The organism is Pseudoduganella lutea (genome assembly GCF_004209755.1).
Lineage (GTDB): Bacteria > Pseudomonadota > Gammaproteobacteria > Burkholderiales > Burkholderiaceae_D > Rugamonas > Rugamonas lutea.
Map to the genome: position 1 here is coordinate 1,126,637 of NZ_CP035913.1, position 21,529 is coordinate 1,148,165.

A 21,529-nucleotide genomic window follows, 5' to 3' on the forward strand; every position below is an offset into this window, starting at 1 on the left:
GCGATGAGGCCAACAATAGCCGGCCCGACCAAGCGGCCGGGCTCGTGTCCACCCTGGGGTCAGGCTTGAAATCGGACACGGGCTCATCCCATGCCGACGGGCCGCGGTCGCCATCAGCGCCGAGCCCGTGTCCACTTTTGGGGTTGACCCCAGGGTGGACACGGGCTGGACTATATAAGAGCAAAAAGATGGGCGTAAAAAAAGCTGCCGGGGCAGTTTTGCCGGGCAGCTTGCTTCTAAAGCTTCGTTTTGAAGCTTCGTTCTGAAATCGGGAGGCGAGCCTGATCTGCGGCACTTGCGGTGAACGGCTTTGGCTGCTTCGTTCCCGACCTGACCAGGTAAACCATGCCGCAATGCGCAGGGGCCCGCCAGACATCATTATAACCGGTCCCGCGCTGAACGGGAACATCCCGGGAAAATTACAGGCCCAGCTGCTGCCAGATATCGTCGACCTTGCGTTTCACCTCGGGCGTCATCTGGATCGTCGTGCCCCATTCCCGGGTCGTTTCGCCCGGCCATTTATTCGTGGCATCGATGCCCATCTTGCTGCCGAGGCCACTGATTGGCGACGCGAAATCGAGGTAGTCGATCGGCGTATTGTCGACCAGCGTCGTGTCGCGCGTGGGGTCGACGCGGGTGGTGATGGCCCAGATGACTTCCTTCCAGTCGCGGATGTCGACATCCTCGTCGACGACGACGATGAACTTCGTATACATGAACTGCCGCAGGAAGCTCCACACGCCGAACATCACCCGCTTCGCATGCCCCGCGTATTGCTTGCGGATCTGCACCACCGCCATGCGGTAGCTGCACCCTTCCGGCGGCAGGTAGAAGTCGGTGATTTCCGTGAACTGCTTTTGCAGCAGCGGCACGAATACCTCGTTCAGCGCCAGGCCCAGCACGGCCGGCTCGTCCGGCGGCTTGCCTGTATACGTGGAGTGGTAGATCGGGTCGCGGCGCATGGTGATGCGGTCGATCGTGAACACGGGGAACGAGTCCTGCTCATTGTAATAACCGGTGTGGTCGCCATACGGCCCTTCCAGTGCGTGCTCATAACCCGATGGATGGTTTTCATCCGGATAGATATGCCCTTCCAGCACGATCTCGGCCGATGCCGGCACGCGCAGCTCGCTGCCGATCGCCTTCACCAGCTCGGTGCGGCTGCCGCGCAGCAGGCCGGCGAACTGGTATTCGGACAGCGTGTCGGGTACCGGCGTGACGGCGCCCAGGATAGTGGCCGGATCGGCGCCCAGCGCCACGGCCACCGGATAGGGCTGGCCGGGATTGCGGATGCAGTGCTCGCGGAAGTCCAGCGCCCCGCCCCGGTGCGCGAGCCAGCGCATGATCACCTTGTTCCGGCCCAGCACCTGCTGGCGGTAGATGCCCAGGTTCTGGCGTTTCTTATTGGGCCCCTTGGTGATGACGAGACCCCAGGTGATCAGCGGCGCCACGTCGCCCGGCCAGCAATGCTGGATCGGCAAGCGGCCGAGGTCGACATCGTTGCCTTCCCAGACGATGTCATGGCACGGTGCGCCGCGCAGCTCCTTCGGCGCCATGTCCCACACGGCTTTCACCAGCGAGCCCATGTCCATGATGTCCTTGAAACCCTTGGGCGGCTCGGGTTCCTTCAGGCGCGCCAGCACGTGGCCGATGCGGCGCAGTTCCTGCATGTTTTCGGCGCCCATGCCCAGCGCCACGCGGCGCGTGGTACCGAACAGGTTGCCCAGCACGGGGATGGTGAAATTTGTAGGATTCTGAAACAGCAGAGCAGGCCCGCCGGCCCGCAACGTGCGATCACAGACTTCCGTCATCTCCAAATGTGGCGAAACTGGCAACGAAACATGCTTAAGTTCGCCAATTTTTTGCAATTGGGCAATAAAATCCCGCAGATCTGAATATTTCATACAAATTTTACGTTTTTTTCTCGGTCGAAGGCCGGCGTCAAGTCGTCCGGACAAGTGCTTGATTCTATTGGTTTTAGCTCAACTACGCTCGACAATGTCATACCTAAAAGTTATAAAGAACGTCCGCGTTAGTATTGACGTGATATAAAACGGCTTCTACAATTCGACCTACTTGAAGAGGACATGGCAAAAATGCCAACTACGTGTCGCTCATTCATTCACGGAGTCGGGGCTCCACAAAACATTTTAGGAGTGTTGTTTCCCAAGGCGTCTGCCTTAAGGCGTTTTTAGCCTTACCCCCGAAAAAAGTTGTATTGCGACTGATTTACCGAACGAATCAGCTCAGGCAAGCAATGAAGACGTTCCGGCTCGCGCGCCTCCCCGGCGGCGACGGACGATAACACATCTGATGCACGGCAATTGCACAGCTAAGGAGTCGCGCGCCTGCGCGCGGCGAAGCCATGCTTTTACGGACATTGCAGGGAGTTCTATGATCAATCGTTTCAATGGGCTGGCAACTGCCGGCCGCTCGCTGGTCTCAGGACCAGCCGCGCGCCTCGGCGCGCAGCGCATCACCCTGCGCAGCGTCTTTACGACTGCGCAACACACGCTCACGATCTTCGGCGTGAGCGCCCTCGTCATCGTGGCCGTGCTGTGGGCACGCCCCGACCTGGCGCATGCATTGACGGCATCGCTGGTGCCGGCACAGCAACAGCAGGCGCCAGCCATGGCCGCCCCGGCCGTCACCGTCACGGCGCCGCCGCTCCATGAACTGATGGAAGCGCCCGCCATCACCGCCGCCGCCACGGATGCCGGCAGGCAGCTGACGCCGGCCGAGGAAAAAGCCCTGGTCGGCACCCGCAAGCAGCAACAATGGGTGACGGACTGGCTGTCCAAGCGCTACCGCGTGGCGAACGATGCTGCCAACATGCTGGTATCGACCGCCTACGTGACGGCACGTGAGATCAAGCTCGATCCGTTGCTGATCCTGGCCGTGATGGCCATCGAGTCGGGGCTGAATCCGTTTGCCGAAAGCCCGATGGGCGCACAGGGCTTGATGCAGGTGATGTCCAAGGTCCACCACGACAAGTTCCAGGATATGGGCGGCGTCCAGGCCGCACTGAACCCGGTAGCGAACATCCGCGTCGGCTCGCTGATCCTGAAGGATTACGTGAAGCGTGGCGGTTCCGTCGAAGCCGGCCTCAAATATTACGTGGGCGCCGCCGCGTTCGAGACCGATGATGGCTACGGCTCGAAAGTATTGGCCGAATACAAGCGCCTGAAGCAAGTCTCCGCCGGCAAGAAAGTGCCGACCTTCACCCGCCCTTCCACCCCGACGCCAACCACGGTAACGGCAAGCGCCGAACCCAAACCCGCCCAGGCCGAAGCACCCAAGACCGAAGCGGAACAACTGGCCGGCCTGTGAACCGCCCCAGTCATCGAAACCAAGCCACCGGACGGTGGCTTTTTTATTGCCTGAAAAATGGGGTACGTCCGTACTGCCGTTCAGTTAACGGAATTCGATGCAGTCCGCGATGCTAGCGTATTGGTGTCGGACACCGGCTTCTCGGTGTCGGACACCGGTTTTTGCATGATGTTGCCGATTTCCTGAGCGGAAAACCGGTGTCCGACACATTTTCCGGATAAAGCGCCCGGAAAAAATGTCCGACACCAGTCACGCTAATAGTAATCAATGGTCACGTCGGCTTAACTAAACAGCATCAGGGTCCGTCCCCATTTTCCAGGCAATAAAAAAGCCACCCGAAGGTGGCTGGATCGTGCGGCGCGGTGGATCAGCGCTTCTTGTCGGCCGCGACTTCGTCGGCGCGCAGTTTCGGCGCCAGCTTGTCGAGCACGCCATTGACGTACTTGTGGCCATCGATGCCGCCGAACGACTTGGTCAGCTCGACCGCTTCGTTGATGACGACGCGGTACGGGATTTCCGGATGGTTCTTCAGCTCGTAGGCGCCCAGCAGCAGCACCGCATGCTCGATCGGCGACAGTTCGCCGATGCCACGGTCGACGAGCGGCGCGAAATCCTCGCGCAGCGCGACCGACTGCTCGATCGTGCCATACAGCAGCGCCGCGAAGAAATCGCCATCGGCCTTGTCGAAGCCGTGGGCGGCGCGGATGTTGTTGACCACCGTTTTCGCCGGCTCGTTGTTCAGCAGCCATTGATACAGGCCCTGCAGCGCGAACTCGCGCGCGCGGTGCCGCGGCGTGCGGTTCTTGCTCGGGTTGGCGTGTACAGCTTTATCGTTCATGATGTTCTTTCAGTATTACTCTTCTTGGCGGCTTATTCTTCGTCGCCCTGCTGCAGCTCTTCCAGCGCGATCGCCAGGTTTGCCATCTCCACGGCCACGCGGGCCGCGTCGGCGCCCTTGCCGGCCATGCGCACTTCGGCCTGCTCGTCATTCTCGGTCGTCAGCACGGCATTGGCGATGGGAATGCCGAAGTCCAGGCCGATGCGGGTGATGCCGGCACCGGATTCGTTCGAGACCAGCTCGAAGTGGTAGGTTTCGCCACGGATCACGGCGCCCAGCGCCACCAGTGCATCGAACTGGCCGGATTCGGCCATCTTCTGCAGGACCAGCGGGATTTCCAGCGCGCCCGGCACGGTCACGTGCAGCACGTCTTCATCCGCCACGCCCAGGTGCTTCAGCTCGGCCAGGCATGCCGACAGCAGGCCGTGGCATACGTCTTCGTTGAAACGCGCCTGGACGATGCCGATGCGCAGGCCTTCGCCGTTCAGATTGGTTTCGTAGGTTCCTACCGTCATGAGAGGCCTCTTATATAGTGGGTGGGTGGATTACGCTTCGGGTTTGGCCAGGTAGCCGGTCACTTCGAGATCGAAGCCCGTCATCGACGGCATCTTGCGCGGGCTGGCCAGCAGTTTCATGCGGCGCACGCCGATGGCGCGCAGGATCTGGGCGCCGATGCCATACGTGCGCAGGTCCATGCTGGCGGCACGGCCTTGCGGTTTCGCTTCCTTGTTCAACGCGGCCAGCTGGCCGAACAGCTGCTCGGCCGTCTCGCCGCAGTTCAGCAGCACCATCACACCGGACCTGGCGCCCTTGATGGCCTTCAGCGATGCCGACACGTTCCAAGAGTGCGTGGTGGCGTCCGTTTCCAGCAGGTCCAGGATCGAGACCGGCTGGTGCACGCGCACCAGGGCTTCCTCGTCGGCGTCCACGTCGCCATGCACCAGCGCCAGGTGGGCGCTGCCGCTTGGCGTGTCGCGGAACGCGATCATGCGGAAATCGCCATGCGCCGTGCGCAGTTCGCGCTCGGCCACGCGTTCGACCATGCATTCCTTGGCGCTGCGGTAGTGGATCAGATCGGCGATCGTGCCGATCTTGATGCCGTGTTCCTTGCCGAATTCGAGCAGGTCAGGCAGGCGCGCCATCGTGCCATCGTCCTTGACGATCTCGCAGATCACGGATGCCGGCGTGAGGCCCGCCATCGCGGTCAGGTCGCAACCCGCCTCGGTGTGGCCGGCGCGCATCAGCACGCCGCCCTTGACGGCACGCAGCGGGAAGATGTGGCCCGGCTGCACGAGATCGGACGGCTGGGCACCCTTGGCCACGGCCACCTGGATCGTGCGCGCACGGTCGGCGGCCGAGATGCCGGTGGTCACGCCTTCGGCGGCCTCGATCGATACCGTGAAGTTAGTGCCGAACGAGGTGCCGTTGCGGGTGGCCATCAGCGGCAGCTCGAGCCGGTCGACGATTTCCTCGGCCAGCGTCAGGCAAACGAGTCCGCGTGCATAACGGATCATGAAGTTGATGGCTTCCGGCGTGACGAAATCGGCCGCCAGCACCAGGTCGCCCTCGTTCTCGCGGTCTTCTTCATCGACCAGGATCACCATGCGGCCGGCGCGCAGCTCGGCGACGATTTCTTCGGTGCTGGAGATAGTCATGTAATAAATCCTTGGCGTGTTTCGCAACCCGCTATTTTAATGGATTTGGCGCGCTTTCACCCGACAATCCACCGCGCCGGCCATTGCGATGGATTTCCATTGGAACAATCTGTCGTGCTTATCTGAAAACCAACATAACCATAGGCAACCTCGACCGTACTGGCTATGATCGGCGAACAGGACAACAGCCGTGCGCCCGCTGCCAGGTCGGCGGGGTAGCATGGAATACAGGACCGACTGGTCGAAAAGGCATTATGTCCACCATTCTGATCGTTGACGACCGCCCCACGAACCGCGACTATCTGCTGACACTGCTCGGTTTCACGTCGCACACGGTGCTCGAAGCCGTGGATGGCGCACAGGCACTGGAGCTGTGCCACCGTCATCGTCCCGACCTGGTAATCACCGACATCCTGATGCCCACGATGGACGGCTACGAGTTCGCGCAACACCTGCGCGCCACGCCGGACCTGGCCGACACGCCCATCATCTTCTTTTCCGCAACGTATTCGCTGCCCGAACTGCGGGCGATGGGCACGGCATGCGGCGTGCGCACCGTATTGCCCAAGCCGGCCGAACCACAGGCGATCCTCGATGCGATCCACCTGGAATTGGGCCTGGATGAAGCGTACCCGAAGTTGTCGGGCGAAGTCGCCCGGGCGGTCACGCCGCCGGCCGCGGCGTATTTCACCTCTCCGCCGGCCGCGGCGTACTTCTCCTCTCCGCCGGCCGCGGCGTATTTCACCTCTCCGCCAGCAGATGCTCATTCTAACGCTCCCACCGCCATGCCACCGCCCGGGCCGGAGCGCACGGTGGAGCGGATGGCTGCCCTGCACGAGCTGTCGCTGCGCCTGAACGGCGAACGCGATGCCGCCGCGATGGCACGCCGTTTTTGCGCCAGCGCCAGCGCGATCCTGCATGCCGACATCGTTGTATTGTGCCTGCTGGACGCGCACGAGAGCGCCGTGCAGCACGTGGAAGCACTGGGCATCGACGCGGCCCTGGTGCAATCGGTGCTCGTCGACCGGGGCGCGTTCCCGGGCGCGATGATGGACCGGCACGACGTGCTGCGCCGCTGCCGTGCCGACGGCGACATGCCGGCCCTGCCCGGCGGCCACCCGGAAGTGGCCAACCTGCTCGGTCTCGCCGTGCGCGACCAGTTCCACCTGTACGGCTGGCTGTATGCGGCCAACCGCCGCGGCGCGCCGTGCTTCGACGATGCCGATGAACAGTTCATCCGCATGCTGGCCGCCCAGCTGGCTGTGGCCTACGAAAACATGAACCTGTACGAGGTGATCCAGCGCCACGCGGCCCAGCTGCAGATGGAAGCCTCGGCACGGCGCAGCGCCGATGCGGCGCTGCGCACCAGCGAAGCGCGCTACCGGGCGATGACGCAATCGGCGCCCGATGCGATCATCGGCACGGACCAGGATGAGCATGTGCTGCATTTCAACCGCGCCGCCGAAGCCATGTTCGGCTACAAGGAACAGGAAATGCTCGGGCAGCCGATCACGCTGCTGATCGCCGAACGTTCGCTGCCCGAGCACCGCGAGCGCGTGCAGCGCTACCGCAAGAGCCGCGAGCGCTCCTACAGCACGCGCCTCGTCGAACTCACGCTCAAGCGCAAGGACGGCGAGGAGTTCACCGGCGAGCTGGCACTGTCGGCCGTCAGCGTGAATGGCGAAGCAATCTTCACCAGCATCCTGCGCGACATCACCGCGCGCCGCGCGCTCGAGGAACGCCTGCGCCTGTCGGCCCAGGTTTTCGACAGCACGCAGGACAGCATCACCATGACCGACGCCCAGGGCCGCATCATCGGCGTCAATCCCGCCTTCGAACAGACCACGGGTTATCTCGAGCGCGAAGTCATGGGCCAGAATCCGCGCCTGCTGCGTTCGGGCCGGCACGACAGCGCCTTCTACCGGGGCATCTGGCATAGCCTGGAGACGCAGGGCCAGTGGGCCGGCGAGATCTGGAACCGCCGCAAGAACGGCCAGGTCTATCCGGAGCGCCTGCGCATCAACGCGGTGCGCGACCAGCGCGAGCAGGTCGTGGCCTATGTTTCCGTATCGAGCGACATCAGCGCGCTGAAGGAAGCGCACACGCAGCTCGATTTCCTCAGCAACCACGATCCATTGACCCTGCTGCCGAACCGCAACCTGCTGAACGACCGGCTGCAGCTGGCGCTCGCGGCGGCGCAGCATGGCGGCAACGAGGTAGCGCTGCTGCTGTTCGACATCGACCGGCTGCAGCGCGTCAACGACGCGCTCGGCCACCCTGTCGGCGACGCGCTGCTGCAGGAGATCGCCCGGCGCGTGGCCGCCATCGTGCCGCCGGGCGACACGCTGGCGCACCTGGGCGCGGACGAATTCGCGCTGGTGCTGACCCGCTGCCAAAATGTGGACGACATCATCGTCACCGTGCGCAAGCTGCGCGAACAGGTGGCCGAGCCGGTGCACCTCGCTGGCAAGGACCTGTACGTGACGGCGTCGGTCGGCATCAGCATCTACCCGCGCGACGGCGCCACGCCGGGTGCGCTGCTGACGGGCGCCGACGTGGCGCTGTCGCACGTGAAGGACAACGGCCGCAACAACTTCCACTTCTACACCGGCGAGATGAATGCGCATGCGCTGCGCTGGATGTCGCTGGAAGTGCACCTGCGCCACGCGATCGAGCGCAACGAACTGCGCCTGCATTACCAGCCGCAGGTGTCGCTGCCGGACGGCCGCGTGTCCGGCGCGGAGGCCCTGCTGCGCTGGCACAGCGCCGAGCTGGGCAACGTGCCGCCGGGCGACTTCATTCCGCTGGCCGAGGACAGTGGCCTGATCCTGGAGATCGGCACATGGGTCATCGAGGAAGCCTGCCGGCAAAGCAAGGCATGGCAGGCGGCCGGGCTGCCGCCGCTGACGGTGGCCGTCAACGTGTCGGCGCGCCAGTTCGCGGCCGGCACGCTGCCCGCCGTGGTGCGCAGCGCCTTGCAGTCCAACGGCCTGGCGCCCCGCTGGCTGGAGGTGGAACTGACCGAAACGGTGATGATGAACGACAGCGACTACACGCAGATGCAGTTGAACGAACTGGCCGCGCTCGGCGTATCGATCTCGCTGGACGACTTCGGTACCGGCTATTCGTCGCTCGGCTACCTGTCGCGCTTTCGCCTCGACAAGCTCAAGATCGACCAGACCTTCGTGAAGAACATCACGACCGAGCCGCGCAGCGCCGCCATCGCGCGCGCCACGACGGCGCTGGCGCACGGCCTGAACCTGGTGGTGGTGGCCGAGGGCGTGGAAACGGAGGGCCAGCTCGCCTTCCTGCGCGACATGGGCTGCGACAAGATCCAGGGCTACCTGTTCAGCCGCCCGCTGCCGGCCGACGACCTGGCGGCGCTGCTGCGCGAGCAGCGCACGCTGGCGCCGGCGGTCACCGCGCCACCGGCCGCGCGCACGCTGCTGCTGGTGGACGACGAGCCGAGCGTGCTGCGGGCGCTGGAACGCGTGTTCCGGCGCGAGGGCTGGCGCATCCTGCTGGCGGACGGCGCGCCGCAGGCACTCGAGCTGCTGGCGGTGAACGACGTGCAGGTCGTCGTGTCCGACCAGCGCATGCCGCAGATGAGCGGCGCCGAACTGCTGGCGCGCATCCGCGAGCTGTACCCGCATACCGTGCGGATGATCCTGTCCGGCTATGCGGACCACGCGTCGATCATGGATGCTGTCAACCGCGGCGCGATCTACAAGTACCTCAGCAAGCCGTGGGACGACGACGAGCTGCGGCAGGCGGTGCGCGAAGCGTTCGACGCGGCGCAGCCACGGCGCCGGGCGGCGCAGGCCGATGCCGGCGGCGCCAGCGACCGCGCCGTCGATTGATCAGATGGGTGCCCGGACCGCTCAGTCGATCGCTCAGTCAATCGATAACCTCCGCGAGCGCTGCGATCACAATTTCGGCAACCCCTCCCCGCGGCGCCCACGTGCCAACTTTTTTCGGGTAAGTTAACGCTTCCCTCCAACTTGCCAGAGCATATGACCCCGCAAAACCTGTGGCCGCTGGGCGCCGAACTGGGCGAAGGCCCCGTGTGGATCCCCGAACAGAACCGCCTGTATTTCGTCAACCTCGTCGGCAACACGCTGCATGCGCTCGATGCCGACGGCACGCGCCATGCATGGCCGCTGCCGGACTACGTGTGCTGGCTGATCCCCCGCAAGGACGGCGACGGCTACATGGCCGGCCTGCGCGACGGCATCGTGCGCCTGTGGCTGCCGTCGGCATCCGCCTCGGCGCCACGTTTCGAGTACCTGCACAAGCTGCCCAGTGCCGACACGGGCATTCGCCTGAACGATGCCAAGGCCGATGCGGCCGGACGCATCTGGGCGGGGTCGATGAACGCGCGCGACGTGAGCCGCCCGGACGGCAAGCTGTTCCGCCTCGATCCCGACGGCAGCCTGCACGTGGCGCTGCCCGAATACCATATCTGCAACGGCCCCACGTTCAGCCTGGACGGGCGCACCATGTACCACAACGACAGCTTCCTGAACCGTACCTACGCGTATGAAGTGAAGGCCGACGGCAGCCTCGGCGCACCGCAACTGTGGCGCCAGTTCCGCGAAGGCGAAGGGTCGCCGGATGGCATGACCGTCGACAGCGAGGATTGCGTGTGGATCGCCCAGTGGGGCGGCGCCCGCGTGTGCCGCTACAGCCCGGGCGGCGAGCTGCTGGCGACGATTCCCATGCCGGTGACGCAGCCTTCGTCGGTGGCGTTCGGTGGCGCGGACCTGAAAACGCTGTACATCACGAGCGCCTGGCAAGGCTTCGACGCGGCGCAGCGGGCCGCCGATCCGCATGCCGGCGCGCTGTTCTCCGTGCGCACCGACGTGGCGGGCGTGCCGGTGGCGCGCTTCGGCTGAAGTCAAGCTGCGACCTGGCTGAATTTTGGCTGAATTTTGGCTGAAGTTCGGCTGAATGCCGGCTGAGCTTCGGTCACATGCCCTCTGCCGCAAGGAAGACGTCAGCATCGCCGTTCCCGGCTTAAGATAGCCGGGCTTCACCGATAAACCCCTGTTGAGGAGTTGATATGAAGACTAACGGTTCGGCTGTCTGGTCCGGCGGCATCAAGGATGGCAAGGGCGCCATCAGCAGCCAGAGTGGCGCATTGAAGGACTATCCGTACGGCTTCGCCAGCCGCTTCGAAGGCAAGCCGGGCACCAACCCGGAAGAACTGATCGGCGCGGCGCATGCCGGCTGCTTCACGATGGCGCTGTCGCTGATCCTGGGCGAAGCGGGCCTGACCGCCGAGAAGATGGAAACGAAAGCCGATGTCACGCTGGAAAAGCAGGATGACGGCTTTGCGATCACGGCCGTGCACCTGACGCTGCAAGCGAAGATCCCCGGTGCCGACGATGCGACCTTCCAGGCACTGGCCGCCAAGGCCAAGGCGGGCTGCCCCGTGTCGAAACTGCTGAAGGCGGACATCACGCTGGACGCCACGCTGCTGTAACGTTTCAGCGGTCTGCCGGCGGCATCGGGTCGCCGGCCGCGCGCGCCAGCCGTTCGGCGCGTTCGACACCGATATGCAAGCCGGCAGCCCCTTCCGGCATGCCGGCCGCGCCAAGCGCGAAATGGGCCAGTTGCAGGCCCGACTCCACCGTCTCCGAGATCACGCCATCGGCGCCTGCATCCTTCAGCAGCCGCGCATGCATTTCGTCGCGCGCCCGCGCGAAGATCGGCAGCGAGGGATAGTGTCGCCGCAGCGCATGCGTTGCCTGCAGCGCTGCCTTCGGATCGTCCATGGTCAGCACCACGCCGGCCGCGCTGCCCGCGCCGAGCCGCGCCATCATGTCCGGCATGGACGCATCGCCCGAATACACGTTCGATGCGCTCGCCCTGCCGGCGGCCGCGAGCTGGTGGTCGCGCTCGACCGCCACGCAGGCGATGCCCTGGCGCGCCAGCACGTCCGCCACCAGCCGCCCCACCCGGCCATAGCCACCGATAATGATGTGCCCGCCCCGCCAGGCGGGTTCCGCCGACGCCGCGGCCGTGTCGCCCGGCCCGCCACGCTGTGCGATGCGCTCGCCCAGCGCCGCGGCACCGGGCGTGGCCAGCATGCTGGCCGTGACCAGCACCAGCATGAACTGGCCGGTCTCGCCATCGAGCAGGCTCGATCCCACCGCATAGCCGAGGATGATGAACGCGAACTCGCCGCCCTGCCCCATCAGCAGCCCGGCGTGCACGGCCCGGCGCCAGCCCAGCCGCCGCAGGACCAGCGCGATCACGCCGCCCTTCACGCACAGCAGGCCGATCACGGACAGCGGCAGCAGCAACGGGTACCGCGCCACGATGCGCAGGTCGAGCTCCATGCCGACCGCCATGAAGAACATGCCCATCAGCAGGCCGCGGAACGGCTCGACGATGATCTCGACCTCGTACTGGAACTCCGTGTCGGCCAGCAGCAGGCCGGCCAGCAGCGCACCCAGCGCCATCGACAGCCCGGCCGCCGCGGTGGCTGCCCCCACGCCCAGCGTGAGCAGCAGGATCAGCGCCACGAAGACCTCGGGCTGGCGCTGCACGGCAAAGGCGGCGAACAGCGGGCGGGCCAGCCGCCGGCCTGCCACGTAGACCAGCGCGATCGTCGCCGCCGCCTTTGCCAGCGCGAGCAGCAGGGTCCACCCCAGCGCCGCACCGGCGCTGCCGGCCAGGCCCTTGACGAGGATCAGCACCGGCACCACGGCCAGGTCCTGCAGCATCAGGATGCCGAAACAGGCCTGGCCAAGCGGCGTGGCCAGTGCGCCGGCGCGGACCAGCAACTGCATGACGACAGCGGTGGACGACATCGCCAGGGTGAGGCCGATCGTCAGCGCCGGCGCGGCGGGGTTGCCAAAGGCGAAGGCGATGGCGCCGATCGCGGCCGCCGTCAACACCAGCTGCAGCACGCCGCTGCCGAATACGTCGCGCCGCAGCGCCCAGATCTTTGCCGGCGACAGCTCCAGGCCGATCATGAACATCAGGAACAGGATGCCCAGTTCGCCGAACATCTTGGCGCCTTCGACATCGTGGAACGTGATATCGGCCAGCCAGGGCGCGGCGCCGGCCCACGTGCCCAGGCCGTGGGGGCCGAAGCACAGGCCCACCAGCAGGAAGCCCGGCATCTGGTTGATGCGCAGCCGCTGCAGCAAGGGCACGGCAAGCCCGGCCAGCAGCAGGAACAGCAGCGTTTCGCGAAGATCGGCAACGGTCATGGCTGCAAGTTTATGACAACGGCCCGGAGCACGGCATACAATCGCGCATTGCCCATCGGGTACCGAACAGAAAGGAAGCACCATGCCACGCGCCGGCCGCCTCGCCACCCTTACCGCCCTGCTCCTGTGCAGCGCGATCGCCACCGCCGCCCCCGCCTGGGTCGCGAAAAGCGACGCCTACGCGCAACCCGTGCTGCAGGACTCGGGCAGGTACCAGCCCGAGAACGCGTCGTCGCTGGGCAGCGAGGAATTCGACACGGCGGTGGCCGACTTCAAGCCGCGCGACTACGAACGCGAGCTGGCGGACACGGAAAAACGCCTGGCATCGCTGCGCCAGCAGCGCACCGCGGAGAAGGATGCAAAGGTGCGCCAGGACCTCGACATCCTGATCGACTCGCGCGAAAAGAAGATCGCCACCATGAAGCTGGAACGCCAGTACCTGCTGAACTACGTGAACGTGGCGGAGCTGGCGTACGGCGGCCTGCAGGCGCTGCTCGACCCGCGCAACAAGCCCGAGCGCCAGAAGACCGCCCTCGTTCGCCTGAAGCGCTACGCCGGCAACGAGAAGGGCTACACGCCGCTGGCCACGCTGGTCCGCCAGCGCGGCGAGGAACGGCTGGCGCGCAAGGGCCTGATCGGCCCCTACATGGGCGAAGTCGAGGATGGCCTGAACAACAACCCGACCTACCTGGCCGGTATCGCCGACCTGTTCAAGGCGGCGAAGCTGACGGGCTGGGAAGCGGATTTCGAGGCCCTGACGACCCAGGTGAAGGCTTATGACGAGTGGACCCGCGCCAGCGTCCTGCCGCGCGCCCGCAAGGAAGTGCGCCTGCCGCCGGCGCTGTACGTGAACCGCCTTGCCAACGTGGGCGTGGACATCACGCCCGAGCAGATGATCGAACGCGCCAGCTTCGATTTCCAGGAAGTACGCGACCAGATGCGCGTGATCGCCGGCACGATCGCCGTGCAGCGCAAGCTGCCCTCCAGCGACTACCGCGACGTGATCCGCGAGCTGAAGAAGACGTCGATCCCGGCCGACCGGCTGCTGCCCTATTACCGCGAGCGCGTGAAGGATATCGAGGAAGTCATCCGCAAGCATGACATCGTCGCCCTGCCCGCGCGCGCGCCGAACATCCGCACCGCCACCGATGCCGAGGCGGCCGCCACGCCGGCGCCATTCATGAGCCCTCCCCGCCTGATCGGCAATACGGGCGAGTACGGCGAATTCGTGATTCCGCTGTCGAATCCGAAATCCAAGGGCAAGATGGACGATTTCGACTACGAGGCCATGGCGTGGACGCTGTCCGCGCACGAAGCGCGCCCGGGCCACGAGCTGCAGTTCGCCTCGATGGTGGAACAGGGCATGTCGATCGCGCGCGCCAATTTTGCCTTCAACAGCACCAACGTGGAAGGCTGGGGCCTGTATTCGGAAGCCATGATGCTGCCCTACATGCCACCGGAGGGCCAGCTGGTGTCGCTGCAGATGCGCATGCTGCGGATGGCACGCGCGATGCTGGACCCGTCGATCAACCTGGGCCGCATGACGCCCGAACAGGCGAAGGCGTTCCTGATGCAGGAAGTGGCGCTGTCCGAGCCGTTTGCCCAATCGGAGGTGGACCGCTACTCGTACCGCTCGCCGGGCCAGGCCACGTCGTACTATTACGGCTACGTGAAGCTGCGCGCGTTGCGCACGCTGGCCGAGATCGAGCTGGGCGAGCGCTTCAAGGCGAGGGAATTCAACGATTTCGTCATCGCCCAGGGCATCCTGCCGCCCGACCTGCTGAAGGCGGCCGTGCAGCAGGACTTCATCGCGCCCCGGAAGGCGCAGTGACGGACTGAGACTGCGCGGCCTTGGCCTGCACGGCCTTGGCTTGAGGCGGGCGGCCGCCGTGCCGGATGCCGGCCGCATCGAGTTCGGCCAGCAGCGCCGGCGCATAGGCCGCGTTCAGCGCCGCCGCCGGAAACTGGTACAGGCCGCCGTGCTCCGGCGCCAGCGGCGCGGCTTTCGCCAGCACGGCTTCGGCGGCCGTCCACAGCCGCTGCACGTGCGCCATCATCTTCTTGCGCGCGACCAGGCGCCGCCACGCGTCCGGGTCGCTGGCGCGCAGCGCCTTCAGGTAGGCCACCGTATAGAGCATGAAGTCGGCCATGCCGCCGATATTGCCGTTGACGGAATTGGCCCGCGCCGCCATCGCACGGTACACCGGCGTGTCGGCGACCGCGACTTCGAATTCGGCGCCGGCCACGTGGGCATTCAGTTCGTCGATGAGCGGGAAGAAATCGCCACGGTTGATCCTGGGGTTGCCGAAGTACGCGTTGTAGCGGCCGTTCGGTTCGGCCTTGATGTCGTCGGGGATCTCGCTGGCCGCCAGCAGGAACTTGGGCGCCTGACCGCGCTCGTAGTCGGTGACGTGGATCTCGCCGCGGAAGTGGAACACGGCGCGCCTGCCGTGGCAATCGGACAGCGCGAAGTCGAGCATGTGGTTCGCCTCGTGGAACGCCGTCAGCAATGATTGCAGGTCCATCGACGCAGCCTTGCGGATCCACCACATCACCTGCGGCTGCGCCGCGTTGAACAGCGGCCGCACGGAAGCGTATTCCGGCGCGGACAACAAGGCCGTCATCGCGGCCGTGTCGCTGCCGGAGGCGGTCGCGAAATCGCTGCTGCACACTTCGCGGCCCGGCATCTTCTGCGGCCCGGCCGGCTTGAAGGCAACGGGAATATTGCTGGCCGCCGCCGCAACGGCGCACCAGGCGCAGAGCAGCAAGGCAGCCAGCGTCTTCATGGGGTCAGTCCTTCGCCGCCTGCGCGACGCGCTGGCCAGCCGTCAGCATGCGCTCGACATAGCGGGCGATCAGGTCGATTTCCAGGTTGACCTTTGAATCCACCTTCAGATGCTTCAGCGTGGTCACCTGGATGGTGTGGGGGATCAGGTTGATCGAGAAGCGGCAGCCCCCTTGCACGTCTTCCACGCGATTGACCGTCAGCGACACGCCGTTGACGACGATCGATCCCTTGAACGCCAGGTACTTGCCCAGCGTGGCCGGTGCTTCGATGACCAACTCCCACGATTCGCCCACCGGCTCGAACTTGCGCACGATGCCGAGGCCATCGACGTGGCCCGAGACGAGGTGGCCGCCGAGGCGTTCGTGCAGCGTCAGTGCCTTTTCCAGGTTCACTTCGCCCACGCTGTCCAGTCCCGCCGTGCAGTTCAGGCTTTCGCGCGACACATCGACAGCGAAGCTGTCCGCCGTTTTTTCGACGACGGTCATGCAGGCGCCGTTGATGGCGATCGAGTCGCCCAGCGCCACGTCGGCCAGCGGCAGGCCGCCCGCACCGATCACGAGACGCACGCCCGCGTCATGGCCGCCGGGCAGCGGGATCACGGTTTCAATATTGCCGACAGCGGCGACGATTCCGGTAAACATGGTCGTTCTTCTCTTTCAATAAATGTTCTTGTCGCTGACGTTGAACTTATTAATAAAAACGGGCCAGGATGCGCAGGTCGTCGCCCACCATCCTCGCCTCGTGGAATTTCAGCGGGTACTTGCCCGCCAGGTTTTCCAGTGCCGGCAGCGCGAACATGCCCTGCGCATCCCCCAGCAGCGTGGGCGCCAGGTACAGCAGCAGCTCGTCGACGCAGCCTTCGCGCACCAGCGAGCCATTGAGTTTCGTGCCCGCCTCGACATGCAGCTCGTTGACCTGGCGCCGCGCCAGTTCGCGCATCAGTTCCGGCAGGTCGACCTTGCCCTGGGCATTCGGCAGCGTGATGATCTCGGCGCCCGTGTCGCGCAGCCGCGCCTCGCGTTCGTGGTCGGTGACGGCCGACACGATCCACGTGCCGCCGCCCTCGAGAACCCGCGCCGCCGGGTCGATGTCCAGCCGGCTGTCGACGACGATGCGGCGCGGCTGGCGCGGCGTGGCGACGGCCCGCACGTTCAGCTGCGGATCGTCCGCCTTGACGGTGCCGATGCCGGTCAGGATCGCGCAGGCGCGGGCGCGCCAGGCATGGCCATCGTTGCGCGCCGCCTCGCCTGTGATCCACTGGCTCGCGCCATTGTGCAGCGCCGTCATGCCATCGAGGCTGGCGGCCGTTTTCATGCGCACCCACGGCAACTGCCGCGTCATGCGCGAGAAGAAGCCGATGTTCAGTTCATGGGCCTCGTCGGCCAGCAGGCCGGACGACACGGCGATACCGGCCTGGGCGAGGCGCGCCAGCCCCTGGCCGGCCACCAGCGGGTTCGGGTCTTCCATCGCCGCCACCACGCGGCCCAGGCCCGATCGCACCAGCGCATCGCAGCATGGCGGCGTGCGGCCATAATGGCTGCACGGTTCGAGCGTCACGTAGGCGGTGGCGCCGCGCACGTCGAAGCCGCGGCGCTGCGCATCCTTCAGTGCCTGGATTTCCGCGTGGTCCTGCCCGGCCGGCTGCGTAACGCCGGCGCCGATGACGACACCATCCTTGACGATGACGCAGCCGATATGCGGATTTGGCGACGTGGTGTACAGGCCCCGCTCCGCCCACTGGAGCGCGAGGCGCATGGCCGACAGGTCGTCGGCGATGTGAAGATTGGCCAGGTCTGGATCGTCGCTGTGCGCGTTGGTTTCCATGGTTCCTATTCGCCGGCAGAATCACAGCCGGTTTCCTTCTGCGGATCGCACAGCCGTGCGCGGCCCAGCATGTTGATCTTGATGTTGCGCCGCGTACTGCCGAGCTGCAGCGACAGCGTGCCCCAGTTGGTGGCCAGGTTGTTGCCGGCGCGGCAAGAACGGCCCGCTCCATTATAGGCGACATAGAAAGGCGGCGTGGTGTCCGATAACCGCGACCGGATGTCCAGCCGGTCCGCCGCCGGGCCATGGCGGAACAGCACCGTTTCGCCCGGGCCGGGCCGGGCATCGCCATCGGTGTCGGCAAACACCGCCCAGCCGTCGCGCCAGGCCGTGCCAGCCGCGTCGACGGGCGCGACGACGATGTTCTCGCCGCGGCCGATCGCCTGCGAGCGGGCCAGGTGCAGCGCCGCCAGCAGGTCGGCGGACGCTGCGCGCACGGCGTGGCGTTCCAGCATTGCGTGGTAGGCCGGTGCCGCTGCCCCGAGCAGGATGGCCGCCACGGCCAGGGTGACCATCGCTTCGACGAGTGTGAACGCGGCCACTGGCGGTGGCATCTTCGCCAGCCCGGGCGATGTCGGCACCCTGTTCGACGGCATTATTGGCAGCACTTTCGGTCCTGTTTTTGGCCCCGCTTTTAACCCCATCATTGCCAGCAGCGGATAGCCGGGCCGCTGGCCAGGTGCAGGCCCGTGCTCGTCAGGATCAGCCGGTCGCAGGACGGGTCGCGGTGGCGGCCATCGACGCGCGCCGTGCCGGGCGTGGCGATGAGCTGCACGCAATCGGCGATCGCTTCGCCGTCGCAGGCCCGGCCTTCGATCTCGTAGGCGCTGGTGGCGGCGCTGGCACCGGACCACCAGCGGAACAGCCGTGCTTCGTCGCTGTTGCTCGCGGCATCGAACGCGATGTAGCGGTTGTTCTGCGTGAAGTAGCGCTCCTGCTGCTGCATCAGTGCCTGCAGCGCCACCTGCCCCTCGGTGCGCTTGGCGCGGATCACGTGCTGCCGGTAGCCGGGATAGGCCGTTGCCGCCAGTACTCCCGCGACCGCCACCACGACCATCAGCTCGACCAGCGTGAAGCCGCCCGCCTTTCCGGCATGCCCTGTCATGGCGCCGCTCCTTGCGCCGCGCGCCGGTGCAGCTGCCGCCAGTTGGCCACTTCCCGCCAGGACAGGCGGCCCGCCGCCCACGTGGCCGTACTGCTGCCGCCGGGAAGTGGCTGCCCGCTTGCACCGAAGTGCACGATCGCCGTGTCTTGCGTCACGCGGATGCGGCCCGTCGGATCACGCGGCATGCGCGTGCGCGGGCCGGGCAGCAGCAGTGGCGCGCCATGGAGCGGGCCGGGTACCAGCACGCCGGTCACGCCGCGGGACGGTGCCGTGCCCCCGTCGGCCGGCAGGCCGGCCAGCGCGTCGAGCACGTAGCGGCGGCTGGTGCTGTCCGCGCAGGGATCGCCGCCGGGCACGACGGTGCTAAACACCAGCTGGCCGTCGACGAGCGTACCGGGTGCGAGGCTGCGTTCCCCGGTCACGGCCCGTGGGCGAAATCGAGATACCAGCCCTTTGGCCGGCCGGCGGCGCCAAAGGAGGCGAGGCGGCCGGAAACGGTGAAGCCGGCATCCTCTGCCGCGCCTTCCACGTGGCGCTGCAGCAGGTCGGCACGCTCCAGTGGCGTGGCTGGCAACTCCGGGCCAGGGTGGTCGTGGATCGCGTAGAAGGATTGCGGCGTGAAGTTCGCCGCCTCGCGTTCCGTCCTGCCATACAGGCTGCCGGTGCCGAACAGCACCAGGTAGCCGCCGCCTTCCGCATGCACGACCTTCGGCGGCTGCGTGATCGGCTGCGGCCGGCCCGCCGCATCGCGGGCCACGAACACGGGCCGCCACGCCGGGTTGCTGCGCCAAGGCGCGTTGCGGGAAAAATCAAAGCGCCACAGCCTGCCCTGCAGGTCGCCGGCATAGACATGGCGCAGCACCTTGTCGTCATCGTTCACCAGCGCCGCGCCGCCCAGGCCGGACGGCAGCGCCGGATCGCCGGGCGGCGTGTCGAGTCGGTAGTAATTCGTGTCCAGCCGCCAGCGCTCGGCCGGCGGCTTGTCCAGCGCAAGCAGGAACAAGGCGCCCCCGCCCTGCCCGCCCTGCCCGCGATTTGCCGCATGGCCGTTCAGGCCATTCCCGGCGATGGCGAAATGGCGGTATTCGGGCACGCCGGCGCGGTTGCGCACCTTCAGGCGCGCCACCTGTGCCGGCTGCATCACGTTGCCGAGGGCGGCATCGTCGCGCGCCGTGAATTCCCACAACGCGCCCAGGCCGGCGTCGAACGCTGCGGGGTCGGTCACGTCCAGCGCGAACAGCCCTTGCGCGCCAGCACCGGGCGTGCCCACCAGCACGCTGCGCCACGCTCCGCCGATGAGCGCCTCGCCGGACGCCAGCGGCCCGTCGACATACGGGCGGTGCGTGTAGCCGGGTGCCGGCAGTTCGCTCAGCGCCGGCAGCAGCATGGCGGGGAGGTAGGCAAACAGCTCGGTGCCCGTGCCGGCATCGAATGCGTGCAGCATGCCATCGTTGGCGCCCAGGTAGATGGCCGGCGTGCGCTGCAACGTGCGCGCCTGGAAAGCGGCATGGGCAGCATCGCCGTGCAGGTTCAGGCCACCGCCCAGGTACAGCGGCATGCCGTGCACCGCATCACCCAGCAGGCCGGCGCGGCGCCGGAAGAAACTGCCTTCGAGCGTGCGGTCGCCGCGCAGCCAGGCGACGCGATCGGCACCGCGGCCGTCGCCGGCGGTACCGCCGGGCGGCCGGTCCAGCGCCGCCTGCTGCGCCGGCGACAGGCGTGGCCACTCGAACGGCGTGGTCAGGCCAGCATCGTCCATGGTGAACAGGCGGCGCGCGGCCGGCGGCATGGCGGCCAGCACCGCCGCCGCGTCCCACAGCGGGGCGGTTAGCCGGGACGTACCGTCGCCGTTCCGGGCGAGCGAAGCCCGGGTCAGCGTGCCGCTGCCGGCCGCCAGGTCATAGGCCACGCGGAACACGGCAGCATCGGCATCGCTTCCGCCAGGCGGCAGTTGCGCCGCGGGGATGGCAAGCACGGCGCCCTGCACGGTGCCGCCCGCGCCTCCCGCCACGCTGCACGCGAGCGCGGCATTGCCATCGTCGATGGCCACCCATGGCGGCTCCGTGGCCGCCTCCGGCAGGCCCATGGCGCCGCAAAGGCCGAGGGCGAGCGCAAGGAGCGGTGAAATGCAGGCTGCGCTGCTGCCGCGCGGGCGGCACGACGGGTCCTGAACGTTGCCGGAAGTGTCCATCGCTCCTCCCGCTCAATCGCCGGGCCGGCGCCAGGCCGACTGCAGCACGACCTGCACCGCCTCGCGGTTGCCGAAGCCGATTGCCGTCACGCGGTAGTAGTAGCGGGGCGCGGCGCCGGCCTCCTCGCCCGGCCGGTGGTAAGGCCGCCGTTCGATGATGTAGCGGGGCCGCCGCATCGGCAGCGCGCCCTGCCCTGTCTGCATGGCCGCACCGGTGAAATGGCCCAGTGCGACGCCGGCATCCCCGGCAGCCAGGTCGACCGATTGCCACGGCGGCGCGCCTGCGCCGTCGTCCGGCCCGCACAGGCCCAGGGCCGCACCGGCGCCGCAGCCGGCGGCGAAATCCCCCGGTCCCGCCAGCACCGCCTCGCGGCTGGAGGCCGCCTCGTCGATATCGCGTTCCGCATCCATCAGCGCATCCTCCGCAGCTTGCAGCGCCACGTGCCGGTCCCGCTCCGCACGCGCCGCCTTTTCGCCCATCAAAGCCATGCCGGCCGCCGTTGCCGCCAGCAGCAGTACCGCCGCCAGCATCACCAGCGCCACCACCAGCGCGATCCCGCGTTCGCGGCGCATCG

Annotated in this window: 18 protein-coding genes and 1 other RNA gene; 5 read left to right on the forward strand and 14 right to left on the reverse strand. The window is 66.7% G+C overall.

The features are described 5' to 3' along the window. Nucleotides 1-271: 271 nt before the first annotated feature. Both ffs and ubiD read right to left on the reverse strand, forming a co-directional pair. Nucleotides 272-370: signal recognition particle sRNA small type (gene ffs, locus EWM63_RS04765), an RNA gene on the reverse strand. Between the two features lie 49 nt (nucleotides 371-419). Further along, entirely contained in the window at nucleotides 420-1,904 is a 1,485-nt protein-coding gene (ubiD, locus tag EWM63_RS04770) for a 4-hydroxy-3-polyprenylbenzoate decarboxylase (protein WP_130185513.1), read from the reverse strand. A 490-nt stretch (nucleotides 1,905-2,394) separates the two neighbouring features. Between ubiD and EWM63_RS04775 the strand changes: the two genes are divergently transcribed. Next, entirely contained in the window at nucleotides 2,395-3,330 is a 936-nt protein-coding gene (locus tag EWM63_RS04775; protein ID WP_130185514.1) for a transglycosylase SLT domain-containing protein, read from the forward strand. 367 nt (nucleotides 3,331-3,697) lie between these two features. Here the strand turns inward: EWM63_RS04775 and nusB are convergent, their stop codons facing one another. From nusB to ribBA, 3 genes are read right to left on the reverse strand one after another with little or no spacing between them, the layout of a single operon-like run. Further along, a complete protein-coding gene (gene nusB, locus EWM63_RS04780; protein WP_130185515.1) occupies nucleotides 3,698-4,168 on the reverse strand; it encodes a transcription antitermination factor NusB in 471 nt (156 codons plus the stop codon). A 32-nt stretch (nucleotides 4,169-4,200) separates the two neighbouring features. Then, nucleotides 4,201-4,683, reverse strand: coding sequence for a 6,7-dimethyl-8-ribityllumazine synthase (gene ribH, locus EWM63_RS04785; protein ID WP_130185516.1), 483 nt, complete (start codon nucleotides 4,681-4,683; stop codon nucleotides 4,201-4,203). A 30-nt stretch (nucleotides 4,684-4,713) separates the two neighbouring features. Further along, nucleotides 4,714-5,823 carry a bifunctional 3,4-dihydroxy-2-butanone-4-phosphate synthase/GTP cyclohydrolase II gene (ribBA, locus tag EWM63_RS04790; protein WP_130185517.1) on the reverse strand — a complete coding sequence of 370 codons (1,110 nt, stop codon included), beginning with the start codon at nucleotides 5,821-5,823 and terminating at the stop codon, nucleotides 4,714-4,716. Between the two features lie 254 nt (nucleotides 5,824-6,077). Here ribBA and EWM63_RS31995 point away from each other — a divergent pair, with 254 nt between their 5' ends. The 3 genes from EWM63_RS31995 to EWM63_RS04815 all read left to right on the forward strand — a co-directional run bounded on the left by EWM63_RS31995 (nucleotide 6,078) and on the right by EWM63_RS04815 (nucleotide 11,308). Continuing rightward, nucleotides 6,078-9,683, forward strand: coding sequence for an EAL domain-containing protein (locus EWM63_RS31995; protein WP_207221242.1), 3,606 nt, complete (start codon nucleotides 6,078-6,080; stop codon nucleotides 9,681-9,683). Between the two features lie 153 nt (nucleotides 9,684-9,836). Further along, nucleotides 9,837-10,718, forward strand: a complete 882-nt coding sequence (locus tag EWM63_RS04810; protein WP_130185518.1) for an SMP-30/gluconolactonase/LRE family protein — start codon at nucleotides 9,837-9,839, stop codon at nucleotides 10,716-10,718. Nucleotides 10,719-10,885: 167 nt separating this feature from the next. Continuing rightward, on the forward strand, nucleotides 10,886-11,308 hold the full coding sequence (locus EWM63_RS04815; RefSeq protein ID WP_130185519.1) for an OsmC family protein: 423 nt from the start codon (nucleotides 10,886-10,888) through the stop codon (nucleotides 11,306-11,308). A 4-nt stretch (nucleotides 11,309-11,312) separates the two neighbouring features. Here the strand turns inward: EWM63_RS04815 and EWM63_RS04820 are convergent, their stop codons facing one another. Continuing rightward, nucleotides 11,313-13,046: a cation:proton antiporter domain-containing protein gene (locus EWM63_RS04820; protein WP_130185520.1), complete on the reverse strand. Its 1,734-nt coding sequence runs from the start codon at nucleotides 13,044-13,046 to the stop codon at nucleotides 11,313-11,315. An 82-nt stretch (nucleotides 13,047-13,128) separates the two neighbouring features. Here EWM63_RS04820 and EWM63_RS04825 point away from each other — a divergent pair, with 82 nt between their 5' ends. Continuing rightward, complete coding sequence (locus EWM63_RS04825; protein WP_130185521.1) at nucleotides 13,129-14,877, forward strand: DUF885 domain-containing protein; 1,749 nt, start codon at nucleotides 13,129-13,131, stop codon at nucleotides 14,875-14,877. Here the strand turns inward: EWM63_RS04825 and EWM63_RS04830 are convergent. The 8 genes from EWM63_RS04830 to EWM63_RS04865 all read right to left on the reverse strand — a co-directional run bounded on the left by EWM63_RS04830 (nucleotide 14,852) and on the right by EWM63_RS04865 (nucleotide 21,527). Further along, nucleotides 14,852-15,832, reverse strand: coding sequence for a hypothetical protein (locus EWM63_RS04830; RefSeq protein ID WP_130185522.1), 981 nt, complete (start codon nucleotides 15,830-15,832; stop codon nucleotides 14,852-14,854). The two genes, EWM63_RS04825 and EWM63_RS04830, sit on opposite strands and share 26 nt — an antisense overlap. Nucleotides 15,833-15,836: 4 nt before the next feature. Beyond that, nucleotides 15,837-16,475 (reverse strand): riboflavin synthase, encoded by a 639-nt coding sequence (locus EWM63_RS04835; protein ID WP_130185523.1) that lies wholly within the window; start codon nucleotides 16,473-16,475, stop codon nucleotides 15,837-15,839. Nucleotides 16,476-16,524: 49 nt separating this feature from the next. Next, on the reverse strand, nucleotides 16,525-17,589 hold the full coding sequence (gene ribD, locus EWM63_RS04840) for a bifunctional diaminohydroxyphosphoribosylaminopyrimidine deaminase/5-amino-6-(5-phosphoribosylamino)uracil reductase RibD (RefSeq protein WP_130190191.1): 1,065 nt from the start codon (nucleotides 17,587-17,589) through the stop codon (nucleotides 16,525-16,527). Between the two features lie 74 nt (nucleotides 17,590-17,663). Next, a complete protein-coding gene (locus EWM63_RS04845) occupies nucleotides 17,664-18,266 on the reverse strand; it encodes a GspH/FimT family pseudopilin (protein ID WP_229487732.1) in 603 nt (200 codons plus the stop codon). Between the two features lie 35 nt (nucleotides 18,267-18,301). Continuing rightward, the gene (locus EWM63_RS04850; protein WP_130185524.1) at nucleotides 18,302-18,763 is read right to left on the reverse strand and encodes a type IV pilin protein; all 462 of its coding nucleotides are present in this window, start codon (nucleotides 18,761-18,763) and stop codon (nucleotides 18,302-18,304) included. Next, entirely contained in the window at nucleotides 18,760-19,185 is a 426-nt protein-coding gene (locus EWM63_RS04855; RefSeq protein ID WP_130185525.1) for a hypothetical protein, read from the reverse strand. The genes EWM63_RS04850 and EWM63_RS04855 overlap by 4 nt, the downstream gene beginning before the upstream one ends. Beyond that, nucleotides 19,182-20,954, reverse strand: a complete 1,773-nt coding sequence (locus EWM63_RS04860) for a pilus assembly protein (RefSeq protein WP_130185526.1) — start codon at nucleotides 20,952-20,954, stop codon at nucleotides 19,182-19,184. Before EWM63_RS04860 ends, EWM63_RS04855 begins: the two co-directional genes overlap by 4 nt. 12 nt (nucleotides 20,955-20,966) lie before the next feature. Beyond that, the gene (locus EWM63_RS04865; RefSeq protein ID WP_130185527.1) at nucleotides 20,967-21,527 is read right to left on the reverse strand and encodes a PilX N-terminal domain-containing pilus assembly protein; all 561 of its coding nucleotides are present in this window, start codon (nucleotides 21,525-21,527) and stop codon (nucleotides 20,967-20,969) included. Between the last annotated feature and the right edge of the window lie 2 nt (nucleotides 21,528-21,529).

Coding starts and splice junctions, on each gene's coding strand:
- ubiD (WP_130185513.1), bottom strand. CDS start 1,904: ATGAAATATTCAGATCTGCGGGATTTTATTGCCCAATTGCAAAAAATT.
- EWM63_RS04775 (WP_130185514.1), top strand. CDS start 2,395: ATGATCAATCGTTTCAATGGGCTGGCAACTGCCGGCCGCTCGCTGGTC.
- nusB (WP_130185515.1), bottom strand. CDS start 4,168: ATGAACGATAAAGCTGTACACGCCAACCCGAGCAAGAACCGCACGCCG.
- ribH (WP_130185516.1), bottom strand. CDS start 4,683: ATGACGGTAGGAACCTACGAAACCAATCTGAACGGCGAAGGCCTGCGC.
- ribBA (WP_130185517.1), bottom strand. CDS start 5,823: ATGACTATCTCCAGCACCGAAGAAATCGTCGCCGAGCTGCGCGCCGGC.
- EWM63_RS31995 (WP_207221242.1), top strand. CDS start 6,078: ATGTCCACCATTCTGATCGTTGACGACCGCCCCACGAACCGCGACTAT.
- EWM63_RS04810 (WP_130185518.1), top strand. CDS start 9,837: ATGACCCCGCAAAACCTGTGGCCGCTGGGCGCCGAACTGGGCGAAGGC.
- EWM63_RS04815 (WP_130185519.1), top strand. CDS start 10,886: ATGAAGACTAACGGTTCGGCTGTCTGGTCCGGCGGCATCAAGGATGGC.
- EWM63_RS04820 (WP_130185520.1), bottom strand. CDS start 13,046: ATGACCGTTGCCGATCTTCGCGAAACGCTGCTGTTCCTGCTGCTGGCC.
- EWM63_RS04825 (WP_130185521.1), top strand. CDS start 13,129: ATGCCACGCGCCGGCCGCCTCGCCACCCTTACCGCCCTGCTCCTGTGC.
- EWM63_RS04830 (WP_130185522.1), bottom strand. CDS start 15,832: ATGAAGACGCTGGCTGCCTTGCTGCTCTGCGCCTGGTGCGCCGTTGCG.
- EWM63_RS04835 (WP_130185523.1), bottom strand. CDS start 16,475: ATGTTTACCGGAATCGTCGCCGCTGTCGGCAATATTGAAACCGTGATC.
- ribD (WP_130190191.1), bottom strand. CDS start 17,589: ATGCGCCTCGCGCTCCAGTGGGCGGAGCGGGGCCTGTACACCACGTCG.
- EWM63_RS04850 (WP_130185524.1), bottom strand. CDS start 18,763: ATGACAGGGCATGCCGGAAAGGCGGGCGGCTTCACGCTGGTCGAGCTG.
- EWM63_RS04860 (WP_130185526.1), bottom strand. CDS start 20,954: ATGGACACTTCCGGCAACGTTCAGGACCCGTCGTGCCGCCCGCGCGGC.
- EWM63_RS04865 (WP_130185527.1), bottom strand. CDS start 21,527: ATGCGCCGCGAACGCGGGATCGCGCTGGTGGTGGCGCTGGTGATGCTG.